The organism is Bacillus sp. FSL W8-0519 (genome assembly GCF_038005585.1).
Classification (GTDB): Bacteria; Bacillota; Bacilli; order Bacillales; family Bacillaceae_G; genus Bacillus_A; species Bacillus_A paranthracis.
In genome coordinates, this window is sequence record NZ_JBBOTL010000001.1 from 792501 (window position 1) to 810296 (window position 17796).

Annotated in this window: 18 protein-coding genes, 20 tRNA genes, 2 rRNA genes and 4 riboswitches (1 of these 44 cut by a window edge); of the genes, 38 read left to right on the forward strand and 2 right to left on the reverse strand. The window is 39.4% G+C overall.

The features are described from left to right. The 24 genes from NST14_RS04050 to NST14_RS04165 all read left to right on the forward strand — a co-directional run. Positions 1-2025 (forward strand): 23S ribosomal RNA (locus NST14_RS04050); it begins 898 nt to the left of the window's first position. A 102-nt stretch (positions 2026-2127) separates the two neighbouring features. Next, a 5S ribosomal RNA gene (rrf, locus tag NST14_RS04055) occupies positions 2128-2243 on the forward strand. A gap of 5 nt (positions 2244-2248) precedes the next feature. Further along, positions 2249-2324, forward strand: a tRNA-Val gene (locus tag NST14_RS04060). 8 nt (positions 2325-2332) lie between these two features. Beyond that, positions 2333-2416 (forward strand) — tRNA-Tyr (locus NST14_RS04065). Between the two features lie 11 nt (positions 2417-2427). Continuing rightward, positions 2428-2502 (forward strand) — tRNA-Gln (locus NST14_RS04070). Between the two features lie 4 nt (positions 2503-2506). After that, a tRNA-Lys gene (locus NST14_RS04075) sits at positions 2507-2582 on the forward strand. Between the two features lie 14 nt (positions 2583-2596). Beyond that, positions 2597-2677 (forward strand) — tRNA-Leu (locus NST14_RS04080). 29 nt (positions 2678-2706) lie between these two features. After that, positions 2707-2781, forward strand: a tRNA-Gly gene (locus NST14_RS04085). Between the two features lie 16 nt (positions 2782-2797). Then, a tRNA-Leu gene (locus NST14_RS04090) sits at positions 2798-2886 on the forward strand. 3 nt (positions 2887-2889) lie between these two features. After that, positions 2890-2963: transfer RNA gene (locus NST14_RS04095), tRNA-Arg, on the forward strand. 10 nt (positions 2964-2973) lie between these two features. Beyond that, a tRNA-Pro gene (locus tag NST14_RS04100) sits at positions 2974-3047 on the forward strand. A gap of 15 nt (positions 3048-3062) precedes the next feature. Continuing rightward, positions 3063-3135, forward strand: a tRNA-Ala gene (locus NST14_RS04105). 20 nt (positions 3136-3155) lie between these two features. Then, a tRNA-Ser gene (locus NST14_RS04110) sits at positions 3156-3248 on the forward strand. 51 nt (positions 3249-3299) lie between these two features. After that, a tRNA-Ser gene (locus tag NST14_RS04115) sits at positions 3300-3392 on the forward strand. A 27-nt stretch (positions 3393-3419) separates the two neighbouring features. Beyond that, positions 3420-3496 (forward strand) — tRNA-Met (locus NST14_RS04120). 3 nt (positions 3497-3499) lie between these two features. Beyond that, a tRNA-Asp gene (locus NST14_RS04125) sits at positions 3500-3575 on the forward strand. A gap of 9 nt (positions 3576-3584) precedes the next feature. After that, positions 3585-3660, forward strand: a tRNA-Phe gene (locus NST14_RS04130). Positions 3661-3669: 9 nt separating this feature from the next. Continuing rightward, positions 3670-3742: transfer RNA gene (locus NST14_RS04135), tRNA-Thr, on the forward strand. Positions 3743-3748: 6 nt separating this feature from the next. Then, a tRNA-Trp gene (locus tag NST14_RS04140) sits at positions 3749-3819 on the forward strand. Between the two features lie 10 nt (positions 3820-3829). Next, positions 3830-3906: transfer RNA gene (locus NST14_RS04145), tRNA-Ile, on the forward strand. Between the two features lie 8 nt (positions 3907-3914). After that, positions 3915-3989: transfer RNA gene (locus NST14_RS04150), tRNA-Asn, on the forward strand. Position 3990: 1 nt separating this feature from the next. Further along, positions 3991-4062: transfer RNA gene (locus NST14_RS04155), tRNA-Glu, on the forward strand. Positions 4063-4192: 130 nt separating this feature from the next. Further along, positions 4193-4612 (forward strand): CBS domain-containing protein, encoded by a 420-nt coding sequence (locus NST14_RS04160; RefSeq protein ID WP_000199015.1) that lies wholly within the window; start codon positions 4193-4195, stop codon positions 4610-4612. Between the two features lie 294 nt (positions 4613-4906). Further along, positions 4907-6058 carry a DUF3965 domain-containing protein gene (locus tag NST14_RS04165; RefSeq protein WP_000648924.1) on the forward strand — a complete coding sequence of 384 codons (1152 nt, stop codon included), beginning with the start codon at positions 4907-4909 and terminating at the stop codon, positions 6056-6058. A gap of 224 nt (positions 6059-6282) precedes the next feature. Here the strand turns inward: NST14_RS04165 and NST14_RS04170 are convergent, their stop codons facing one another. After that, a complete protein-coding gene (locus NST14_RS04170) occupies positions 6283-6621 on the reverse strand; it encodes a hypothetical protein (protein ID WP_001137811.1) in 339 nt (112 codons plus the stop codon). Between the two features lie 5 nt (positions 6622-6626). Beyond that, positions 6627-7787, reverse strand: coding sequence for an SH3 domain-containing protein (locus tag NST14_RS04175; protein WP_001056065.1), 1161 nt, complete (start codon positions 7785-7787; stop codon positions 6627-6629). Between the two features lie 269 nt (positions 7788-8056). Then, positions 8057-8169: riboswitch (TPP riboswitch) on the forward strand. A gap of 60 nt (positions 8170-8229) precedes the next feature. After that, positions 8230-8332: riboswitch (TPP riboswitch) on the forward strand. Positions 8333-8414: 82 nt separating this feature from the next. On the opposite strand from NST14_RS04175, the gene tenA reads away from it, so the two are divergent. The 14 genes from tenA to kdpF all read left to right on the forward strand — a co-directional run bounded on the left by tenA (position 8415) and on the right by kdpF (position 17790). Then, entirely contained in the window at positions 8415-9110 is a 696-nt protein-coding gene (gene tenA, locus NST14_RS04180; protein ID WP_000666826.1) for a thiaminase II, read from the forward strand. After that, positions 9079-9828: an ABC transporter ATP-binding protein gene (locus NST14_RS04185; RefSeq protein ID WP_001256806.1), complete on the forward strand. Its 750-nt coding sequence runs from the start codon at positions 9079-9081 to the stop codon at positions 9826-9828. Before tenA ends, NST14_RS04185 begins: the two co-directional genes overlap by 32 nt. Next, positions 9828-10580 carry an ABC transporter permease gene (locus NST14_RS04190; protein WP_025991705.1) on the forward strand — a complete coding sequence of 251 codons (753 nt, stop codon included), beginning with the start codon at positions 9828-9830 and terminating at the stop codon, positions 10578-10580. The genes NST14_RS04185 and NST14_RS04190 overlap by 1 nt, the downstream gene beginning before the upstream one ends. Beyond that, a complete protein-coding gene (locus NST14_RS04195; protein WP_000667763.1) occupies positions 10577-11578 on the forward strand; it encodes an ABC transporter substrate-binding protein in 1002 nt (333 codons plus the stop codon). The genes NST14_RS04190 and NST14_RS04195 overlap by 4 nt, the downstream gene beginning before the upstream one ends. Positions 11579-11588: 10 nt before the next feature. Continuing rightward, positions 11589-12209, forward strand: a complete 621-nt coding sequence (tenI, locus tag NST14_RS04200) for a thiazole tautomerase TenI (RefSeq protein WP_000787181.1) — start codon at positions 11589-11591, stop codon at positions 12207-12209. Then, entirely contained in the window at positions 12202-13311 is a 1110-nt protein-coding gene (gene thiO / locus NST14_RS04205) for a glycine oxidase ThiO (protein ID WP_000335190.1), read from the forward strand. The genes tenI and thiO overlap by 8 nt, the downstream gene beginning before the upstream one ends. A gap of 15 nt (positions 13312-13326) precedes the next feature. Next, a complete protein-coding gene (thiS, locus tag NST14_RS04210) occupies positions 13327-13530 on the forward strand; it encodes a sulfur carrier protein ThiS (RefSeq protein ID WP_001049505.1) in 204 nt (67 codons plus the stop codon). A 2-nt stretch (positions 13531-13532) separates the two neighbouring features. Next, on the forward strand, positions 13533-14303 hold the full coding sequence (thiG, locus tag NST14_RS04215) for a thiazole synthase (protein WP_000931981.1): 771 nt from the start codon (positions 13533-13535) through the stop codon (positions 14301-14303). Next, positions 14296-15315 carry a thiazole biosynthesis adenylyltransferase ThiF gene (gene thiF / locus NST14_RS04220; protein WP_001065443.1) on the forward strand — a complete coding sequence of 340 codons (1020 nt, stop codon included), beginning with the start codon at positions 14296-14298 and terminating at the stop codon, positions 15313-15315. The genes thiG and thiF overlap by 8 nt, the downstream gene beginning before the upstream one ends. 15 nt (positions 15316-15330) lie before the next feature. After that, positions 15331-16143, forward strand: coding sequence for a bifunctional hydroxymethylpyrimidine kinase/phosphomethylpyrimidine kinase (thiD, locus tag NST14_RS04225; RefSeq protein WP_000867406.1), 813 nt, complete (start codon positions 15331-15333; stop codon positions 16141-16143). Positions 16144-16228: 85 nt separating this feature from the next. After that, a riboswitch (cyclic di-AMP (ydaO/yuaA leader) is annotated at positions 16229-16376 on the forward strand. A gap of 93 nt (positions 16377-16469) precedes the next feature. After that, a complete protein-coding gene (locus tag NST14_RS04230; RefSeq protein WP_046198886.1) occupies positions 16470-16856 on the forward strand; it encodes a hypothetical protein in 387 nt (128 codons plus the stop codon). A 16-nt stretch (positions 16857-16872) separates the two neighbouring features. Continuing rightward, entirely contained in the window at positions 16873-17103 is a 231-nt protein-coding gene (locus NST14_RS04235) for a hypothetical protein (protein ID WP_000866315.1), read from the forward strand. Between the two features lie 260 nt (positions 17104-17363). Then, a riboswitch (cyclic di-AMP (ydaO/yuaA leader) is annotated at positions 17364-17509 on the forward strand. Positions 17510-17608: 99 nt separating this feature from the next. Then, positions 17609-17713, forward strand: a complete 105-nt coding sequence (locus NST14_RS04240; protein ID WP_000887891.1) for a hypothetical protein — start codon at positions 17609-17611, stop codon at positions 17711-17713. Continuing rightward, positions 17713-17790 (forward strand): K(+)-transporting ATPase subunit F, encoded by a 78-nt coding sequence (gene kdpF / locus NST14_RS04245; protein ID WP_223153441.1) that lies wholly within the window; start codon positions 17713-17715, stop codon positions 17788-17790. The genes NST14_RS04240 and kdpF overlap by 1 nt, the downstream gene beginning before the upstream one ends. Positions 17791-17796 lie beyond the last annotated feature (6 nt).

Consider the following 17796-nt stretch of genomic DNA (forward strand, 5'->3'; position numbering starts at 1 on the left):
CTTGGAGGTAGAGCACTGATTGGACTAGGGGTCCTCATCGGATTACCGAATTCAGTCAAACTCCGAATGCCAATGACTTATCCTTAGGAGTCAGACTGCGAGTGATAAGATCCGTAGTCAAAAGGGAAACAGCCCAGACCGCCAGCTAAGGTCCCAAAGTGTGTATTAAGTGGAAAAGGATGTGGAGTTGCTTAGACAACTAGGATGTTGGCTTAGAAGCAGCCACCATTTAAAGAGTGCGTAATAGCTCACTAGTCGAGTGACTCTGCGCCGAAAATGTACCGGGGCTAAATACACCACCGAAGCTGCGGATTGATACCGAATGGTATCAGTGGTAGGGGAGCGTTCTAAGGACAGTGAAGTCAGACCGGAAGGACTGGTGGAGTGCTTAGAAGTGAGAATGCCGGTATGAGTAGCGAAAGACGGGTGAGAATCCCGTCCACCGAATGCCTAAGGTTTCCTGAGGAAGGCTCGTCCGCTCAGGGTTAGTCAGGACCTAAGCCGAGGCCGACAGGCGTAGGCGATGGACAACAGGTTGATATTCCTGTACCACCTCTTTATCGTTTGAGCAATGGAGGGACGCAGAAGGATAGAAGAAGCGTGCGATTGGTTGTGCACGTCCAAGCAGTTAGGCTGATAAGTAGGCAAATCCGCTTATCGTAAAGGCTGAGCTGTGATGGGGAAGCTCCTTATGGAGCGAAGTCTTTGATTCCCCGCTGCCAAGAAAAGCTTCTAGCGAGATAAAAGGTGCCTGTACCGCAAACCGACACAGGTAGGCGAGGAGAGAATCCTAAGGTGTGCGAGAGAACTCTGGTTAAGGAACTCGGCAAAATGACCCCGTAACTTCGGGAGAAGGGGTGCTTTCTTAACGGAAAGCCGCAGTGAATAGGCCCAAGCGACTGTTTAGCAAAAACACAGCTCTCTGCGAAGCCGTAAGGCGAAGTATAGGGGGTGACACCTGCCCGGTGCTGGAAGGTTAAGGAGAGGGGTTAGCGTAAGCGAAGCTCTGAACTGAAGCCCCAGTAAACGGCGGCCGTAACTATAACGGTCCTAAGGTAGCGAAATTCCTTGTCGGGTAAGTTCCGACCCGCACGAAAGGTGTAACGATTTGGGCACTGTCTCAACCAGAGACTCGGTGAAATTATAGTACCTGTGAAGATGCAGGTTACCCGCGACAGGACGGAAAGACCCCGTGGAGCTTTACTGTAGCCTGATATTGAATTTTGGTACAGTTTGTACAGGATAGGCGGGAGCCTTTGAAACCGGAGCGCTAGCTTCGGTGGAGGCGCTGGTGGGATACCGCCCTGACTGTATTGAAATTCTAACCTACGGGTCTTATCGACCCGGGAGACAGTGTCAGGTGGGCAGTTTGACTGGGGCGGTCGCCTCCTAAAGTGTAACGGAGGCGCCCAAAGGTTCCCTCAGAATGGTTGGAAATCATTCGTAGAGTGCAAAGGCATAAGGGAGCTTGACTGCGAGACCTACAAGTCGAGCAGGGACGAAAGTCGGGCTTAGTGATCCGGTGGTTCCGCATGGAAGGGCCATCGCTCAACGGATAAAAGCTACCCCGGGGATAACAGGCTTATCTCCCCCAAGAGTCCACATCGACGGGGAGGTTTGGCACCTCGATGTCGGCTCATCGCATCCTGGGGCTGTAGTCGGTCCCAAGGGTTGGGCTGTTCGCCCATTAAAGCGGTACGCGAGCTGGGTTCAGAACGTCGTGAGACAGTTCGGTCCCTATCCGTCGTGGGCGTAGGAAATTTGAGAGGAGCTGTCCTTAGTACGAGAGGACCGGGATGGACGCACCGCTGGTGTACCAGTTGTTCTGCCAAGGGCATAGCTGGGTAGCTATGTGCGGAAGGGATAAGTGCTGAAAGCATCTAAGCATGAAGCCCCCCTCAAGATGAGATTTCCCATAGCGTAAGCTAGTAAGATCCCTGAAAGATGATCAGGTTGATAGGTTCGAGGTGGAAGCATGGTGACATGTGGAGCTGACGAATACTAATAGATCGAGGACTTAACCATATAATATGTAGCAAATGTTATCTAGTTTTGAAAGAATATAAAAAACTTGTTGACTTTCAAAGTGAAATAAGTTACAATAATTCTTGTCTTAAATGAATACAGTCTGGTAATGATGGCAGAGAGGTCACACCCGTTCCCATACCGAACACGGAAGTTAAGCTCTCTAGCGCCGATGGTAGTTGGGACCTTGTCCCTGTGAGAGTAGGACGTTGCCAGGCAAAATGGAGGATTAGCTCAGCTGGGAGAGCACCTGCCTTACAAGCAGGGGGTCGGCGGTTCGATCCCGTCATCCTCCACCATATATGTCGGAGGGGTAGCGAAGTGGCTAAACGCGGCGGACTGTAAATCCGCTCCTTCGGGTTCGGCAGTTCGAATCTGCCCCCCTCCACCATTCTTAATTAATGGGCTATAGCCAAGCGGTAAGGCAACGGACTTTGACTCCGTCATGCGCTGGTTCGAATCCAGCTAGCCCAGCCATTAAGAGCCATTAGCTCAGTTGGTAGAGCATCTGACTTTTAATCAGAGGGTCGAAGGTTCGAGTCCTTCATGGCTCACCATTTTAACAAAATATGCGGGTGTGGCGGAATTGGCAGACGCACTAGACTTAGGATCTAGCGCCTTTGGCGTGGGGGTTCGACTCCCTTCACCCGCACTTTTAATAAAATAACTCATACATGTCTTGCGGAAGTAGTTCAGTGGTAGAATACAACCTTGCCAAGGTTGGGGTCGCGGGTTCGAATCCCGTCTTCCGCTCCAATTTTCAATATGACATGCCGGGGTGGCGGAACAGGCAGACGCACAGGACTTAAAATCCTGCGGTGGGTGACCACCGTGCGGGTTCGACCCCCGCCCTCGGCACCATATGCGCCCGTAGCTCAATTGGATAGAGCGTTTGACTACGGATCAAGAGGTTAGGGGTTCGACTCCTCTCGGGCGCGCTTTTAATAACGGGAAGTGGCTCAGCTTGGTAGAGCACCTGGTTTGGGACCAGGGGGTCGCAGGTTCAAATCCTGTCTTCCCGATATTCCCAAAAACATGGGGCCTTAGCTCAGCTGGGAGAGCGCCTGCCTTGCACGCAGGAGGTCAGCGGTTCGATCCCGCTAGGCTCCACTTTATTTATTATATGTCTCGGAGGTATACCCAAGTTCGGCTGAAGGGATCGGTCTTGAAAACCGACAGGCGGTGAGAATCGCGCGGGGGTTCGAATCCCTCTACCTCCTCCATTTTCTTTTAAAATGGTTTAGACATAAATAATAAAATATTTTTTCCTTCATGGAGGTATACCCAAGTTCGGCTGAAGGGATCGGTCTTGAAAACCGACAGGCGGCGAGAGTCGCGCGGGGGTTCGAATCCCTCTACCTCCTCCATTTTTTATAAAGTAAATATTTTATCATCGCGGGGTGGAGCAGCACGGTAGCTCGTCGGGCTCATAACCCGAAGGTCGCAGGTTCAAATCCTGTCCCCGCAACCAAATGGTCCCGTGGTGTAGTGGTTAACATGCCTGCCTGTCACGCAGGAGATCGCCGGTTCGACCCCGGTCGGGACCGCCATTTATGTTTGGCTCGGTAGCTCAGTCGGTAGAGCAGAGGACTGAAAATCCTCGTGTCGGCGGTTCGATTCCGTCCCGAGCCACCATTTTTTTATGCCGACTTAGCTCAATTGGTAGAGCAACTGACTTGTAATCAGTAGGTTGGGGGTTCAAGTCCTCTAGTCGGCATCCTTTAGGGGCATAGTTTAAAGGTAGAACTGAGGTCTCCAAAACCTCCAGTGTGGGTTCGATTCCTACTGCCCCTGTAAAGTATATGGGCCTATAGCTCAGCTGGTTAGAGCGCACGCCTGATAAGCGTGAGGTCGATGGTTCGAGTCCATTTAGGCCCACCATATATTATTCCGCAGTAGCTCAGTGGTAGAGCTATCGGCTGTTAACCGATCGGTCGTAGGTTCGAGTCCTACCTGCGGAGCCATGGCCCGTTGGTCAAGTGGTTAAGACACCGCCCTTTCACGGCGGTAACACGGGTTCGAATCCCGTACGGGTCATAAAAAAAGAGTCAGCAATATGCTGACTCTTTTTTATTGTGCGTTCATTCTCCTTTATCAACTGATTTTCCTGAAATAAATAAAGGGATTTAGGAAAAGCTATGGTATGTATAAAAAGGAGGAGATACAAATGACACGAGTGAGAGACTTGATGAGCACTCATATTGTACAGTGTACACCGTTAGACAATGTATATGAAGCTGCTGTAAAGATGAAAGAAGAATCGATTGGATTGATCCCGGTTGTTGAAAATGAACAAGTTGTTGGTCTTGTTACGGACCGAGATTTAGTTGTTCGAGGGATTGCTGAAAAACATCCTGGATCTAATAAAATTACAAATGTAATGACAAAAAACATTGTTTCAGTTTCTCCAGATGATCCTATTGAAAAGGCTACAGAGTTAATGGCACAGTATCAAATTAGACGATTGCCAGTAGTTGAGAGTGGTCAACTCGTTGGGATGTTAGCACTAGGAGATTTAGCTATAAAAGAATCGGCAGATGATCAAGCGGGATTTGCTTTAAGTGAAATATCAGAGCATACGGAATGAAGTGAGACTTTAATTAGTGTAATACGTTACGTATAAAAATCAGATACATTATTCTAGTATATAGGGTTAAGCTAATATGTTAGCATGATGTATCTGAGCCATTATATAATAAGTATACAGTTAGTAATTTCGACAGTTTATTTAAATTTGTCATTCCTAATTATAAATAAGAGAAAAAATGATATACTGATAGATATAAGTATTATGATTGATTTCGAATATAACAATATTTATTGTTAATGATGTGATAATGGATTAATATTTCCTATGTAGATAAAAGGGAAGGGGAATTATATGAAGGCTGTACAGCGCGATCCAAATTGGAATTTGGTTACAGATACATATATAGAACCAAATAATTTCGCTGAATTATTTTCTTTGCTTGTACCTTGTCATCCAAAAGGTGAAGGGAAAGAACGAACTATATTAGTGTGGAAAGAAAAAGAATTTTATAAAGAAGAAAATTTAGCGGCATTTATCGTATATGGAATGAATAAAGCAAAGAATTTACCGCAATTTCATAAAGACGAAATTCCAACTTTAGTACGTATTCTTCGCTTATGCCAAGAAATTGGTTGGTATGAAGAAGCGAATACTTTTATGGTAACTCAAGGGCTAGCTGAGTTTGTTCATACTTCATTGGAATATGAAACGTGGGATCTTTTGACGCAGGCGGTTGCTTTAAACTATTTAATAATTAAATATCGTATTGGTGAATTAACTGATGGAGATGTAGAAATTTGGGATAGAGTTAAATTTAATGAGAAATGTATAACAGACTGTAAACATTTATTATCCCATAAAGAAGTATTAGAATTTACATTTTTTTATATGTGTAAGAGAGCTAAGTCACTATCAAAAGAGCAATTAAATAGTGATATGATGAGTTTAGCGATGTATTGTAATACTTTTGTTTATGACTTATATACATATGATTTATTACGAAAGTATCGTAAGTGTACAGACTTTCTATCATATTATGGACCTAGTCAAGCGGTGTTAGCTTGCCAAAGGGCTGTACTTTCTCAAATTTCAGATCGATTAGACCCACTCAAGACTACTCATGTAGATGATTATTTATATGTAATGAAAGATATGATGGAGCATATGACGATAGGGATAATGGATCGATATGATCATTTTATTGGAAAGTTATTATCATATGTGCCATTTTTTGAAATGATCCAAGTTCCACAACATGCATATTATTGTGAAGAATTATTGTATATTTGTAAGGGCATTAAATATAAAGAAGAAATATTACGCAATTATATATTTATACAATTACATGACTGTTTACCATCTTTCTTTAAACTGTTTCTTAAAAATAAGCGTTATGCAACGATTCATGATATTCTGTTCTATTGGTGTGATGATGAACAAAGAATGAGCTTAGAGAAAAAATATAATCTTAGCTTTATTTATGAAAAATATGCTTGTGGATAAAGGGCACTTTCTATATAAATTAAAAAGGATCTCAATTGTGAGATCCTTTTTTTATTAGTAAAGCAAGGAGAATGTAATTAAGACGAGAAATAACATTCCATAAAGGAGAAATTGTGCCGTATAGCTTCCTTGTATACCAAAAAAAGTATTTGTTTTTTTGTATAAATTCAATATATATTTTATCGGATTATCTTTGAAAGATTGGTACACAGTGTCTCCTCTTTCTAAGCTTCTTGTTCGTGTTTTTTGTTATTAGGGACATGAATGTATCTAGCTATGAATAATAAAACAGCCATAAAAAATACGGGAAATACGGTAGATAAATAAAAACCATTACTAATAATATTTGTTATTAAAGCACTTAATAGAAAAATGGCATTATAAATATGGGCAATTTTTTGTTTTAGTTGAACTTGAAAAGCTTCCATCATAATTTCTAAAGCAACAAAAGCAATGATAATAGATAAAAATACAGTATTTGTATTATAAATTACTAAGCAACAGATTAAGCCTAAAAAGGCTAAGTATTCAATTAAGAGAGGTATATTGATATTGCGTGGCATACAATTTACCTAACTAAATATGGCAGTGGGTTTACTGCATTTGTTTTTTCAAAATTCCATTCTCCATTGTGTAATTCAAAATGAAGATGTTGCCCGTATGAATGACCTGTGTTTCCCATATGACCTACTAATTGTCCAGCTTGTACTTGATCACCAGCTTGTACAGTGCGATCTTTCATGTGAGCATAGACTGTTGTATATAATTTCCCGTTTATTTGATGGGCGATGAACACAACATTGCCATAGCTAGCTGAATAATATGATTTCACGACTTTACCTGCCGCAGCAGCCTGGATAGAGACATTACCCTGAGCTGCAATATCTATACCATAATGCATTTGTTCCCAGCGTATATCAAAGGTTGAGCTAATTCTTCCTTGAGTAGGGAATTTGAAAACTGCTGGAATGGAAGTAGGTTGAGTCGTTTGAGCTTGTGATTGCGTTTGATTTTGCACCACATAATGCTTTGCCACATATCCGTATCCTGTGCCAAAACGAATTTTATACCAAGTTCCTACAGTTTCCACTACTTGTAATTGTGTACCATTTTGCAATGAACCAAGTAGTGCGCTACTTGTACTAGCGTTGCTACGTACATTAAGCTTAGGTGTTGCAACTGTGTATTTCGTATTATTTTGAACTGTGATGCCTTTTACTAAAGGCTGTGAACCATTAGATACGAATGCTTTTTGTACGTAACCTGTTTTGCCATTATGTAAAATTTTATACCACTCGCCTTGTTCTTCTTGAATAGTAACGAATTTTCCATTTGGTAATACATCTAAAATTGAAGATTCTAAATCAGGTTCAGAACGAACGTTTAATGCATTGGCATTGACGATATATTGATTATTAGATTGAAGTTTGTTTTTTAGTAGAATAGAATCTTTTTGTACGTAACCTACTTTATTATCAACAGATACTTTATACCAGTCATTAGTTGTTTCAAGTATATTCACTTTCGTATTAAAGCGAATTGTATCAATTGCTGAGCTATTTGTGTTATCTTTTGTATGTAAGGCTACTTGATCGACTTTGACATATCCAGTTTTCACATTAGATAATTGTTCAGCGTTGGCTGTTTGTACATTTGTTTCTCCCATAGAAGGAAGTAAAGAAGCAATTGCGACAGTAGTTGCTGTTAAAGCAGTAGCTTTCATATTCATATAATAGAGACCTCCTCTAGTTGTATAGTTGTAATTTTATTATAGTATAAAGATATAATATAGTGGGTGTATTCACATAAATGTAATATGAAATCAATATAAAAATAAATTTTTCGAGGATAATGATTCCTTTTTATCCAATTCATTAGGATAATAATTTCTAAGATAGAATATAAGTATTATATGGTTTTGTTATTTTGTTGACAATTGGGAAAATTAAAACAGTTGATGATGTCTTATTACGGTGTTATACTGACAGTGATAATTTTATAGTTTGCTAGGAGAGCTGGTGTTGCCAGCTGAGAGTAAGACCTTAAGTCTTTGATCCTTTTTATTACCTGATCTAGATTATGCTAGCGTAGGGAAGCAATTCGGACACTAATAATGAGTCCCCGTTTCTTTGCGTATAGAAACGGGGCTTTTTTATTTGAAAATTTCATATTGAAACCACTAGGGGTGCTTGTTGTGCTGAGAGAGGAATAATCCTTAACCCTTACAGACCTGATCTAGATAATACTAGCGAAGGGAAGTGGAGCAACGAATAAATTATAATTTTATTTGCTGTAACCACTTCTTATTTAGAAGTGGTTTTTTATTTAGATATATAAATTGAAAGGGGATAGAGAAATGAAATTTTGCGATAGATTATTAGAAACTGTACAACCAGTTTGGGAGATGAGTCATAATCATCCATTTGTTGTAGGTATGGGGGATGGTACGTTAGAAAAAGATAAGTTTCAGTATTATATTATTCAAGATTATTTATACTTGTTAGATTATGCAAAGTTATATGCGATCGGTGTTGTAAAGGCAACAAATCCACAAGTTATGGGGAAATTTGCTGAACAAATTGATGGGATATTAAATGGAGAAATGACAATTCATAAACAGTATGCAAAAAGACTTGGAATTTCTATAGAGGAGATAGAGTCTGCAAAGCCATCTGCTAAAAATTTAGCTTATACAAATTACATGATGTCTGTATCTCAAAATGGCACACTTGCAGAATTAATAGCAGCACTTCTTCCATGTATGTGGAGCTACTGGGAAATTGGAAAGCGTTTAAATGATATTCCTGGAGCAAGGGACCATGAATTTTTTGGTGAGTGGATTCAAGGATATAGTTCTGAAGAGTACGGCAACCTCTGTATTTGGTTAATCGATTTATTAAATGAAATGGCAGTTGGAAAGTCTGAAAAAGAGCTAGACCGATTAGAGGAGATTTTCCTATATTCCAGTCGATTTGAATATTTATTCTGGGATATGTCCTATCGTAAGGAGATGTGGGGATTTGAGGAGCAAGAACATACTACAGTTTCATAATGTTTCTTTTCATTATGATGAGAAGCCAATCATCAATGAATTAAATGCTTCTATACAAGATAAAGAGTTTGTAAGTATTATCGGACCGAGTGGTTGCGGAAAAAGTACTTTATTCCGCCTTATTACAGGTTTGGAAGAAGCAAGTACGGGACAGATAGAGCTGACAGAAACAAAGAGCCACCCTGTAGGGTATATGCCCCAAAAAGATATGCTCCTGCCATGGAGAACGATTATTGAGAATGCGGCCCTGCCGCTAGAGTGCCAAGGTGTACAGAAGAAAGAAGCACAAATAAAGGCAAAGGAACTGTTACACAAATTTGGTTTACAAGGATATGAGACAAAATATCCGAAAGATTTATCTGGTGGTATGAGGCAACGCGTATCTTTCATTCGAACTTTATTAACAGGCGGAGAGATATTGCTCTTAGATGAACCGTTTAGCGCGTTGGATGCTTTAACGAAGGCATCTTTGCAGGAATGGTTGTTTGAACAATGGAAAGAGTGGGAAAAAACAATTTTATTTATCACTCATGATGTGGAAGAAGCATTGTTTCTTTCTAATCGAATTTTAGTGGTAGAGCAGCAACCGATAACTACTTTAACCGAGAGGATTGTACCCCTTGATCATAATCGGACAAGAAAAGATTTATATAAACCGGAAGTATTAGCGCTGAAAGATGAGCTGCTTAGTATGTTGCAAAGGCAGGTACTCGTATGATGAACCGGTTGAAGGAGCTATTACCTGCTCTTACACTTTCTAGTATTTTACTTGCTCTTTGGGAAGTAGGCGCAAGAATTGTAGATGAAATGTACATTTTACCGTCACCGTCTGCAATTGTAATGAAGATATGGAAACTAAAAGACATATTATTTACGGTTCATTTGCCAGCAACATTATATGTCGTTTTAATAGGGGTGGCTATTTCTATCGTACTTGGGGTAGGGCTAGCGATGTTAATGAATGCGAGTGATTGGATGGAGAGAGCATTTTATCCATTATTAGTTGCCTCACAAACGATTCCTATTACAGCGCTTGCTCCGCTTTTCGTTTTATGGTTTGGATATACGATCTGGAGTAAGGTTGTTGTTACGGTTTTAATTACGTTTTTCCCAATTGCGGTTAATACGTATGATGGACTGCGCAGTACGAAAAAAGAATGGGAAGAGCTTTTAGTTACGTATGGGGCAACGAAAAAAGATGTTTTTTTTAAATTAAAATTGCCGTCTGCTCTTCCTTATTTTTTCTCAGCTTTAAAAATTGCAGTACCGCTTAGTGTAATTGGGGCGGCAATTGGTGAATGGCTAGGTGCACAAGCGGGGCTAGGATATTTCAGTAAGAGAATGATGACGCAATTAGACGGGGCAGGTGTATTTGCACCCATTGTATTGTTATCATTATTAGCTATTTTCTTCGTCATACTTATTTCGGTATTAGAAAAGAAATTCATTAGTTGGAGGAAGCATTCATGAAATTTTTTAAACGCATCTTTGTGTTTACATTATTAATTGCAATAGTTGCTGGATGTTCTAGTAATTCAGCATCGGATAAGAGTAAAAAAGAAAAAGAAATAACGGTCATGCTTGATTGGTACCCAAATGCGGTACATAGCTTTATTTATGCGGCAATTGAAAAAGGTTACTTTAAAGAAGAAGGAGTAAAGGTAAATATTAAATTCCCTTCTAATCCGACTGACCCATTAACGTTAGCAGCTGCAGGAAAAGTAACAGTTGGCTTATATTATCAGCCAGATGTTGTCATGGCAAAAGCAAATGAACAAATTCCAGTGAAATCAATTGGAGCTGTCGTACGTTCACCATTAAATCATGTTGTATCGCTGAAGTCTGCAGGCATTCAATCGCCAAAAGATTTAGAGGGTAAAACAGTTGGGTATTCTGGAACACCTTTAAGTGAGATGTATTTAAAAACGATGGTAAAAGAAGCTGGTGGTAATCCAGATACAGTGAAAGTAGTCGATGTTGGTTTTGATTTAGTACCAGCATTAATTACGAAAAAAGTGGATGCGGTAACAGGAGCATATATTAACCACGAAGTACCTGTTATGCGTCATGAAGGTCATGAACCAGCATACTTTAATCCAGCAGATTATGGTGTACCGAATTATCATGAGCTCGTATTTGTAACAGGTGATAAAACATTGAAAAAAGATAAAGAAGCTTTGCAAGCTTTCTTGCGTGGTACGAAAAAAGGCTATGATTTTATGAAGAAAAACCCAGATGAAGCATTGAATATTTTATTAAATCATCAAGAAAAAGAAAACTTCCCACTTGTGCCAGAAGTTGAAAAGGAAAGTATGAAAATTTTATTAGAGAAGATGGAAACGAAAGATGAGCCATTTTTATCAGATTCAAAAGAGTCATGGGAGAAACAAAATAAATGGTTGAAAGATAAAGGAATGACGAAAGAAATCGTTCCGGCCGATGAGTTATTCGAAAACATTTTAAAGTAGGCGAATGAATATGAAAAATGAGCTTCATGTAATCTCAAATGGTCACATGTCATTCGAAGAGTTAGTGAATGTAGCGATGCAAATTGAAAGTGAAATTGATTATTTGCATATTCGTGAGCGTGAGAAAAGTACGAAGGAATTGTATGAAGGTGTGGAAAGTCTTTTGAAGAAGGGCTTTCCAGCATCGAAAATAGTGATAAATGATCGAATTGATATTGCTATTTTATTAAATATTCCGCGCGTGCAGCTAGGATATCGAAGCGCAGATGTAAGGTCAGTGAAAGAAAAGTTTTCTTATTTGCATGTCGGTTATTCTGTGCATTCTTTAGAAGAGGCGATTGATGCATTTAAGAATGGCGCGGATTCACTCGTCTATGGTCATGTATTTCCGACAGATTGTAAAAAAGGTGTGCCAGCGAGAGGGCTTGAAGAAATTTCAGACATTGCAAGGTGTTTATCCATACCGATTACAGCAATTGGAGGAATCACTCCGGAAAACACTGGAGATGTTCTTACTAACGGCGTCAGTGGTATTGCTGTTATGTCTGGGATTATAAGTAGTAGTAACCCGTATAGCAAAGCGAAATCTTATAAGGAATCAATAAGAAAGTGGGCGGAAAAACATGTGTAAGAAGTATGATGTAGCGATAATTGGCGGTGGTGTAATTGGTAGTTCAGTTGCACATTTTCTAGCAGAAAGAGGCCATAAAGTAGCGATTGTAGAGAAGCAACAGATTGCATCTGAAGCCTCGAAAGCAGCCGCTGGTTTACTTGGGGTACAGGCAGAATGGGATGAATATGACCCGCTATTTGAACTTGCGAGAGAAAGCCGTGCTATATTTCCACAACTTGCAGAAGTTTTACGCGAAAAAACAGGCATCGATATTGGGTATGAAGAGAAAGGCATTTATCGCATTGCTCAAAATGAAGATGAGAAGGAAAGAATTCTTCACATTATGGATTGGCAGCAGAAAACCGGTGAAGATTCTTATTTCCTAGCGGGAGATCGTTTGCGAGAGAAAGAGCCGTATCTATCTGAGTCAATTATAGGGGCTGTATATTATCCGAAAGATGGTCATGTTATTGCACCAGAGCTTACGAAAGCATTCGCACATTCCGCATCATTCTCGGGTGCTGATATATATGAGCAAACAGAAGTATTTGATATCCGTATTGAAAATAATAAAGTGACTGGAATTGTGACAAGCGAAGGTATGATCACTTGCGAAAAAGTTGTTATTGCGGGTGGCTCATGGAGCACGAAGTTACTAGGTTATTTTCACCGCGAATGGGGTACATATCCAGTTAAAGGAGAAGTAGTAGCGGTCAGAAGTAGAAAACCACTTTTAAAGGCGCCTATTTTCCAAGAAAGATTTTACATTGCACCAAAGCGCGGCGGACGTTACGTAATTGGAGCAACGATGAAGCCCCGTACATTCAATAAAACTGTGCAACCAGAGAGTATTACTTCTATATTAGAGCGCGCGTATACAATATTGCCAGCATTAAAAGAAGCGGAATGGGAAAGCGCATGGGCAGGATTAAGACCACAGTCGAATCATGAAGCTCCTTATATGGGAGAGCATGAAGAAATAAAAGGTTTATATGCTTGCACAGGCCATTATCGAAACGGCATTTTATTAAGTCCTGTTTCTGGTCAATATATGGCTGATTTAATAGAAGGAAAGCAGGAGAATCACTTGCTAGATTCATTGCTTTCTAAAACAGTTTAGAAAGGGGATGGAAGTTTGAATTTAAAAATTAATGGTAATCAAATTGAAGTGCCAGAGAGTGTGAAAACAGTAGCTGAGCTACTTACACATTTAGAGTTAGATAACAGAATTGTTGTAGTAGAGCGTAATAAAGATATTTTACAAAAAGATGATCATACAGATACATCTGTTTTTGATGGAGACCAAATTGAGATTGTAACTTTCGTAGGAGGCGGTTGATTATGTTAAACATTGGACCATTTTCATTTCATTCTAGACTTTTATTAGGAACAGGAAAATTCCCTGATTTTGATGTGCAGCAAAAGGCAATTGATGTATCTGAGGCAGAAATTTTAACGTTCGCAGTACGTCGTATGGATATATTTGATGCAAAGCAACCTAATTTATTAGAGAAACTTGATGTGAAAAAATATACGTTATTACCGAATACAGCCGGAGCAAAAAATGCTGAAGAAGCTGTTCGTATTGCAAAATTAGCAAAAGCTTCAGGGCTTTGCGACATGATAAAGGTAGAAGTTATTGGTGATGATAGAACGTTATTACCTGATCCGGTAGAGACGTTAAAGGCATCTGAAATGTTACTAGAAGAAGGATTTATCGTACTTCCGTACACATCTGATGATGTTGTATTAGCACGTAAATTACAAGAACTTGGCGTGCATGCGATTATGCCAGGAGCATCTCCAATTGGATCAGGACTTGGTATTGTAAATCCATTGAATTTGAGCTTTATTATTGAACAAGCGACAGTACCAGTTATCGTTGATGCTGGTATCGGTAGCCCGGCTGATGCGGCATTTGCGATGGAATTAGGAGCAGATGGTGTGTTATTAAATACAGCTGTATCAGGAGCAAAAGATCCTATTAAAATGGCACAAGCAATGAAATTAAGTATTGAGGCAGGCCGTTTAGGCTTTGAAGCAGGTCGTATTGCACGTAAACGTTGTGCAACGGCAAGTAGTCCTTTAGAAGGAATGAGCGTAGTTGAATAATCGATATTCTCGCCAAGAACTATTTTCTCCAATTGGAGAAGAAGGACAGCAAAAGATAAGGGAAAAGCATGTGCTTATTATCGGTGCAGGCGCACTAGGTAGTGCAAATGCAGAAATGTTTGTAAGAGCTGGTGTTGGTACAGTAACGATTGTTGACCGGGATTATGTCGATTGGAGTAATTTACAAAGGCAGCAATTGTATGCAGAGAGTGATGTGAAAAATAATCTTCCGAAAGCTGTAGCAGCGAAGAAGCGTCTAGAAGAGATTAATAGTGAAGTAAGAGTAGAAGCGCTCGTTCAAGATGTAACAGCTGAGGAGTTAGAAGAACTCGTTACAAACGTTAATGTAATGATTGATGCAACTGATAATTTCGAAACGCGTTTCATTGTGAATGATATGGCACAAAAATATGCTATTCCATGGATTTACGGAGCATGTGTAGGAAGTTATGGTCTTTCTTACACAATCCTTCCTAGTAAAACGCCATGTTTATCTTGTTTATTACAATCGATTCCGCTTGGCGGAGCGACATGTGATACAGCGGGGATTATATCACCTGCTGTATCTCTCGTCGTTTCTCATCAAGTAACGGAAGCTCTTAAACTGTTAGTGGAAGATTACGAATCACTTCGAGATGGACTTGTATCGTTTGATGTATGGAAGAATGAATATTCATGTATGAATGTGCAAAAGCTTCGTAAACATAATTGCCCTTCGTGCGGAGAGAATGCATTATATCCTTATTTAAACAAAGAAAATACATCGAAAACAGCAGTTTTATGCGGGAGAAATACAGTTCAAATTAGACCACCTCATAAAGAGGAAATGGATTTTGAACGATACAAAGAGCTGCTGCATGATCGTGTAAATGATTTAAATGTAAATCCATATTTATTATCATTTTCTGTGGAAGAAAAGAGATTAGTTGCTTTTAAAGATGGTCGTGTACTTGTACATGGAACGAAAGATATAAGTGAAGCAAAAACAGTTTATCATCGTTATTTTGGATAGAAAAGGATGAGTGGGATGAAAGTAAATAAAGCTTTAACAATTGCAGGATCTGATAGCGGTGGCGGTGCCGGCATTCAAGCAGATTTAAAAACATTCCAAGAGCTTGGTGTGTATGGGATGACGGCTATTACGGCAATTACTGCTCAAAACACGCTTGGCGTTCAAGGGGTATATCCAGTTTCGTTAGAAGGTATTACGGAACAGTTGAATTCAATTGGTACGGATTTAACACCAGATGCTGTGAAATTAGGAATGTTATTTAGCAGCGAAATTATTCAAATTGTAGCAGAACATATTAATAAATTTGGCTGGAATAATATTGTACTAGATCCTGTTATGATTGCTAAGGGCGGTGCATCATTATTACAGCAAGAAGCAGTACAAGCGTTAAAAGAATATTTATTGCCAGTAGCAACAGTTGTAACGCCGAATGTTCCTGAGGCAGAAGTGTTAACGGGGCTAGAAATTCATAACGTTGAAGATAGTAAAGAGGCTGCAAAAGTATTGCATGAATTAGGGGCGAAATATGTACTTATGAAGGGCGGACATGCAGAATATCAAGGTAATGAAGTAATTGATTTACTTTTTGATGGAGAAAAGTTTATTGAATTTAGAAGTGAACGAATTCCTTCAAAGCAAACGCATGGAAGCGGGTGTACATTTGCTTCAGCGGTTACAGCTGGACTTGCGAAAGGATACTCAATTGAAGAGGCAGTTCAAGAAGCAAAACAATTTATTAGTATAGCAATTGAAGAGCCGCTACATATTGGAAGTGGTCATGGACCGACGAATCATTTTGCATATAAATTGAATAAAGCACATGTATAAGTAGACAAAAGTCAGTTGTATAACTGGCTTTTTTTTCTGTTTACTTTTTCTAAATGCAGGAGTAATATATCAGCCAGAATATATTTTTTGTAATACGCTGAGTCCAATTATATGGAGCGGAGGAACCAATTTGTGCAGTGTCACTAGGGGTGAATCTTTCAATTTTGAAAGTAGGGCTACTCTCAAAGTCCGAATCCGACAGCTAACTTCGTAAGCGTCTTGAGAGAGGACGGTGCCATGATGGATACATCACTTCATCGATCTGATTAGTATAGGGGAATATCAATCTATGTTTGAGTTCTTTTATGCTAAGGAGGATGAGGTACATGGAACTAACACTTATTTGTGTTGGAGAAGAAAGCAAGGTAAATAGTTTAAGAAATTTAGTAGCATTTCAACATGAGTTAATTATTTTTACAGCAAATGAAGAGATAGCAGCTGAAGTTAGGGATTGTGGATTTGATTGGACGTATAGTTGTAGTAAGGAGCAGGATTTTACTAGTATTTGTGAGTGTATTAAGAAGGTAATTTTACTAGGGGATGAGCTTCCAATCGTTAGTTTTTTCACAGAACACATTCGCTTTTCTTTTCAGGCACCTATTACTGTTGTTACAAGGAATAAACGATATCCAGCGAGGCTCTATGAAACAATTGGAGCTACATTTGTCGTGTTTACGAATTGTGATAATATTACTTTTTTATTTTTTGAATAGGGCGGGGGAGAAGAAGATGAAGGTGTTGTTACTAGGAGATATAGCGAATCGTTGGGCGGTATCGGTAGAGCGAGTTCAAGAATTGGTGGTACTTGATCCTATTTTTCCAAGGCCTTATATCATATTGCCATCGAAAGATGCTTTATATTTAAAAACAGATGTTATCGAATATGAGCAGCTACATGCAGAATTGTCACAAGTTTATATTCGCGGGAGAAATTTACGTGCTTTTTTACGAGGAGAATAAATAGTGAATAAAAAAGAGCGAATGCTAAGTGCAACAAGCTATGCACTTCATGTCATTCGCTCTTTTTATTTCGTATTTAAAAGATCATTTATGTGAAAAAGAAAGAAAAGACGAGAAAACAGATGAAAAAATATTAATAACACTCAATGTAAGCGTTTAAACAGATAGATATTTTCTTATTTTCAGTAATTTAGCTCTTTACAAGTGAAATATAGAGGAGTATATTTACTCTCATAAATCATTCATAAAATTTCCAAAAAAACCTAAAATCGCTGAGTTCCAGAAATGGAGCGGGGGAACCAATTTTGTGCATCGTCACTTGGGGTGAATCTTTCAGTTTTGAAAGTAGGGCTACTCTTTAGGCCCGAATCCGACAGCTAACCTCGTAAGCGTTTAGAGAGGAGGTTTACTTTTTGTTGTTCATTTTTTGAACACTGAGTAGAGCTCAGTGTTCTTTTTTAATATTTTAATGGTAAATTTTAACAATTAGAAATGAGGAATAGCCATGTTAGATGTTGTAATGATCGGGATTTTTGTTGTGTTAGTTGCATCGATGATAAGCCTTGCAAGTTGGTCAGATAAAGTTGTGAAAGAAGGGAAGCAATCATGATGATTGTTTTATCAGTTATTGTTGCAGCAATTACGGTGTACTTAGTGTATGCATTATTAAATCCGGAAAAGTTTTAATTAGGG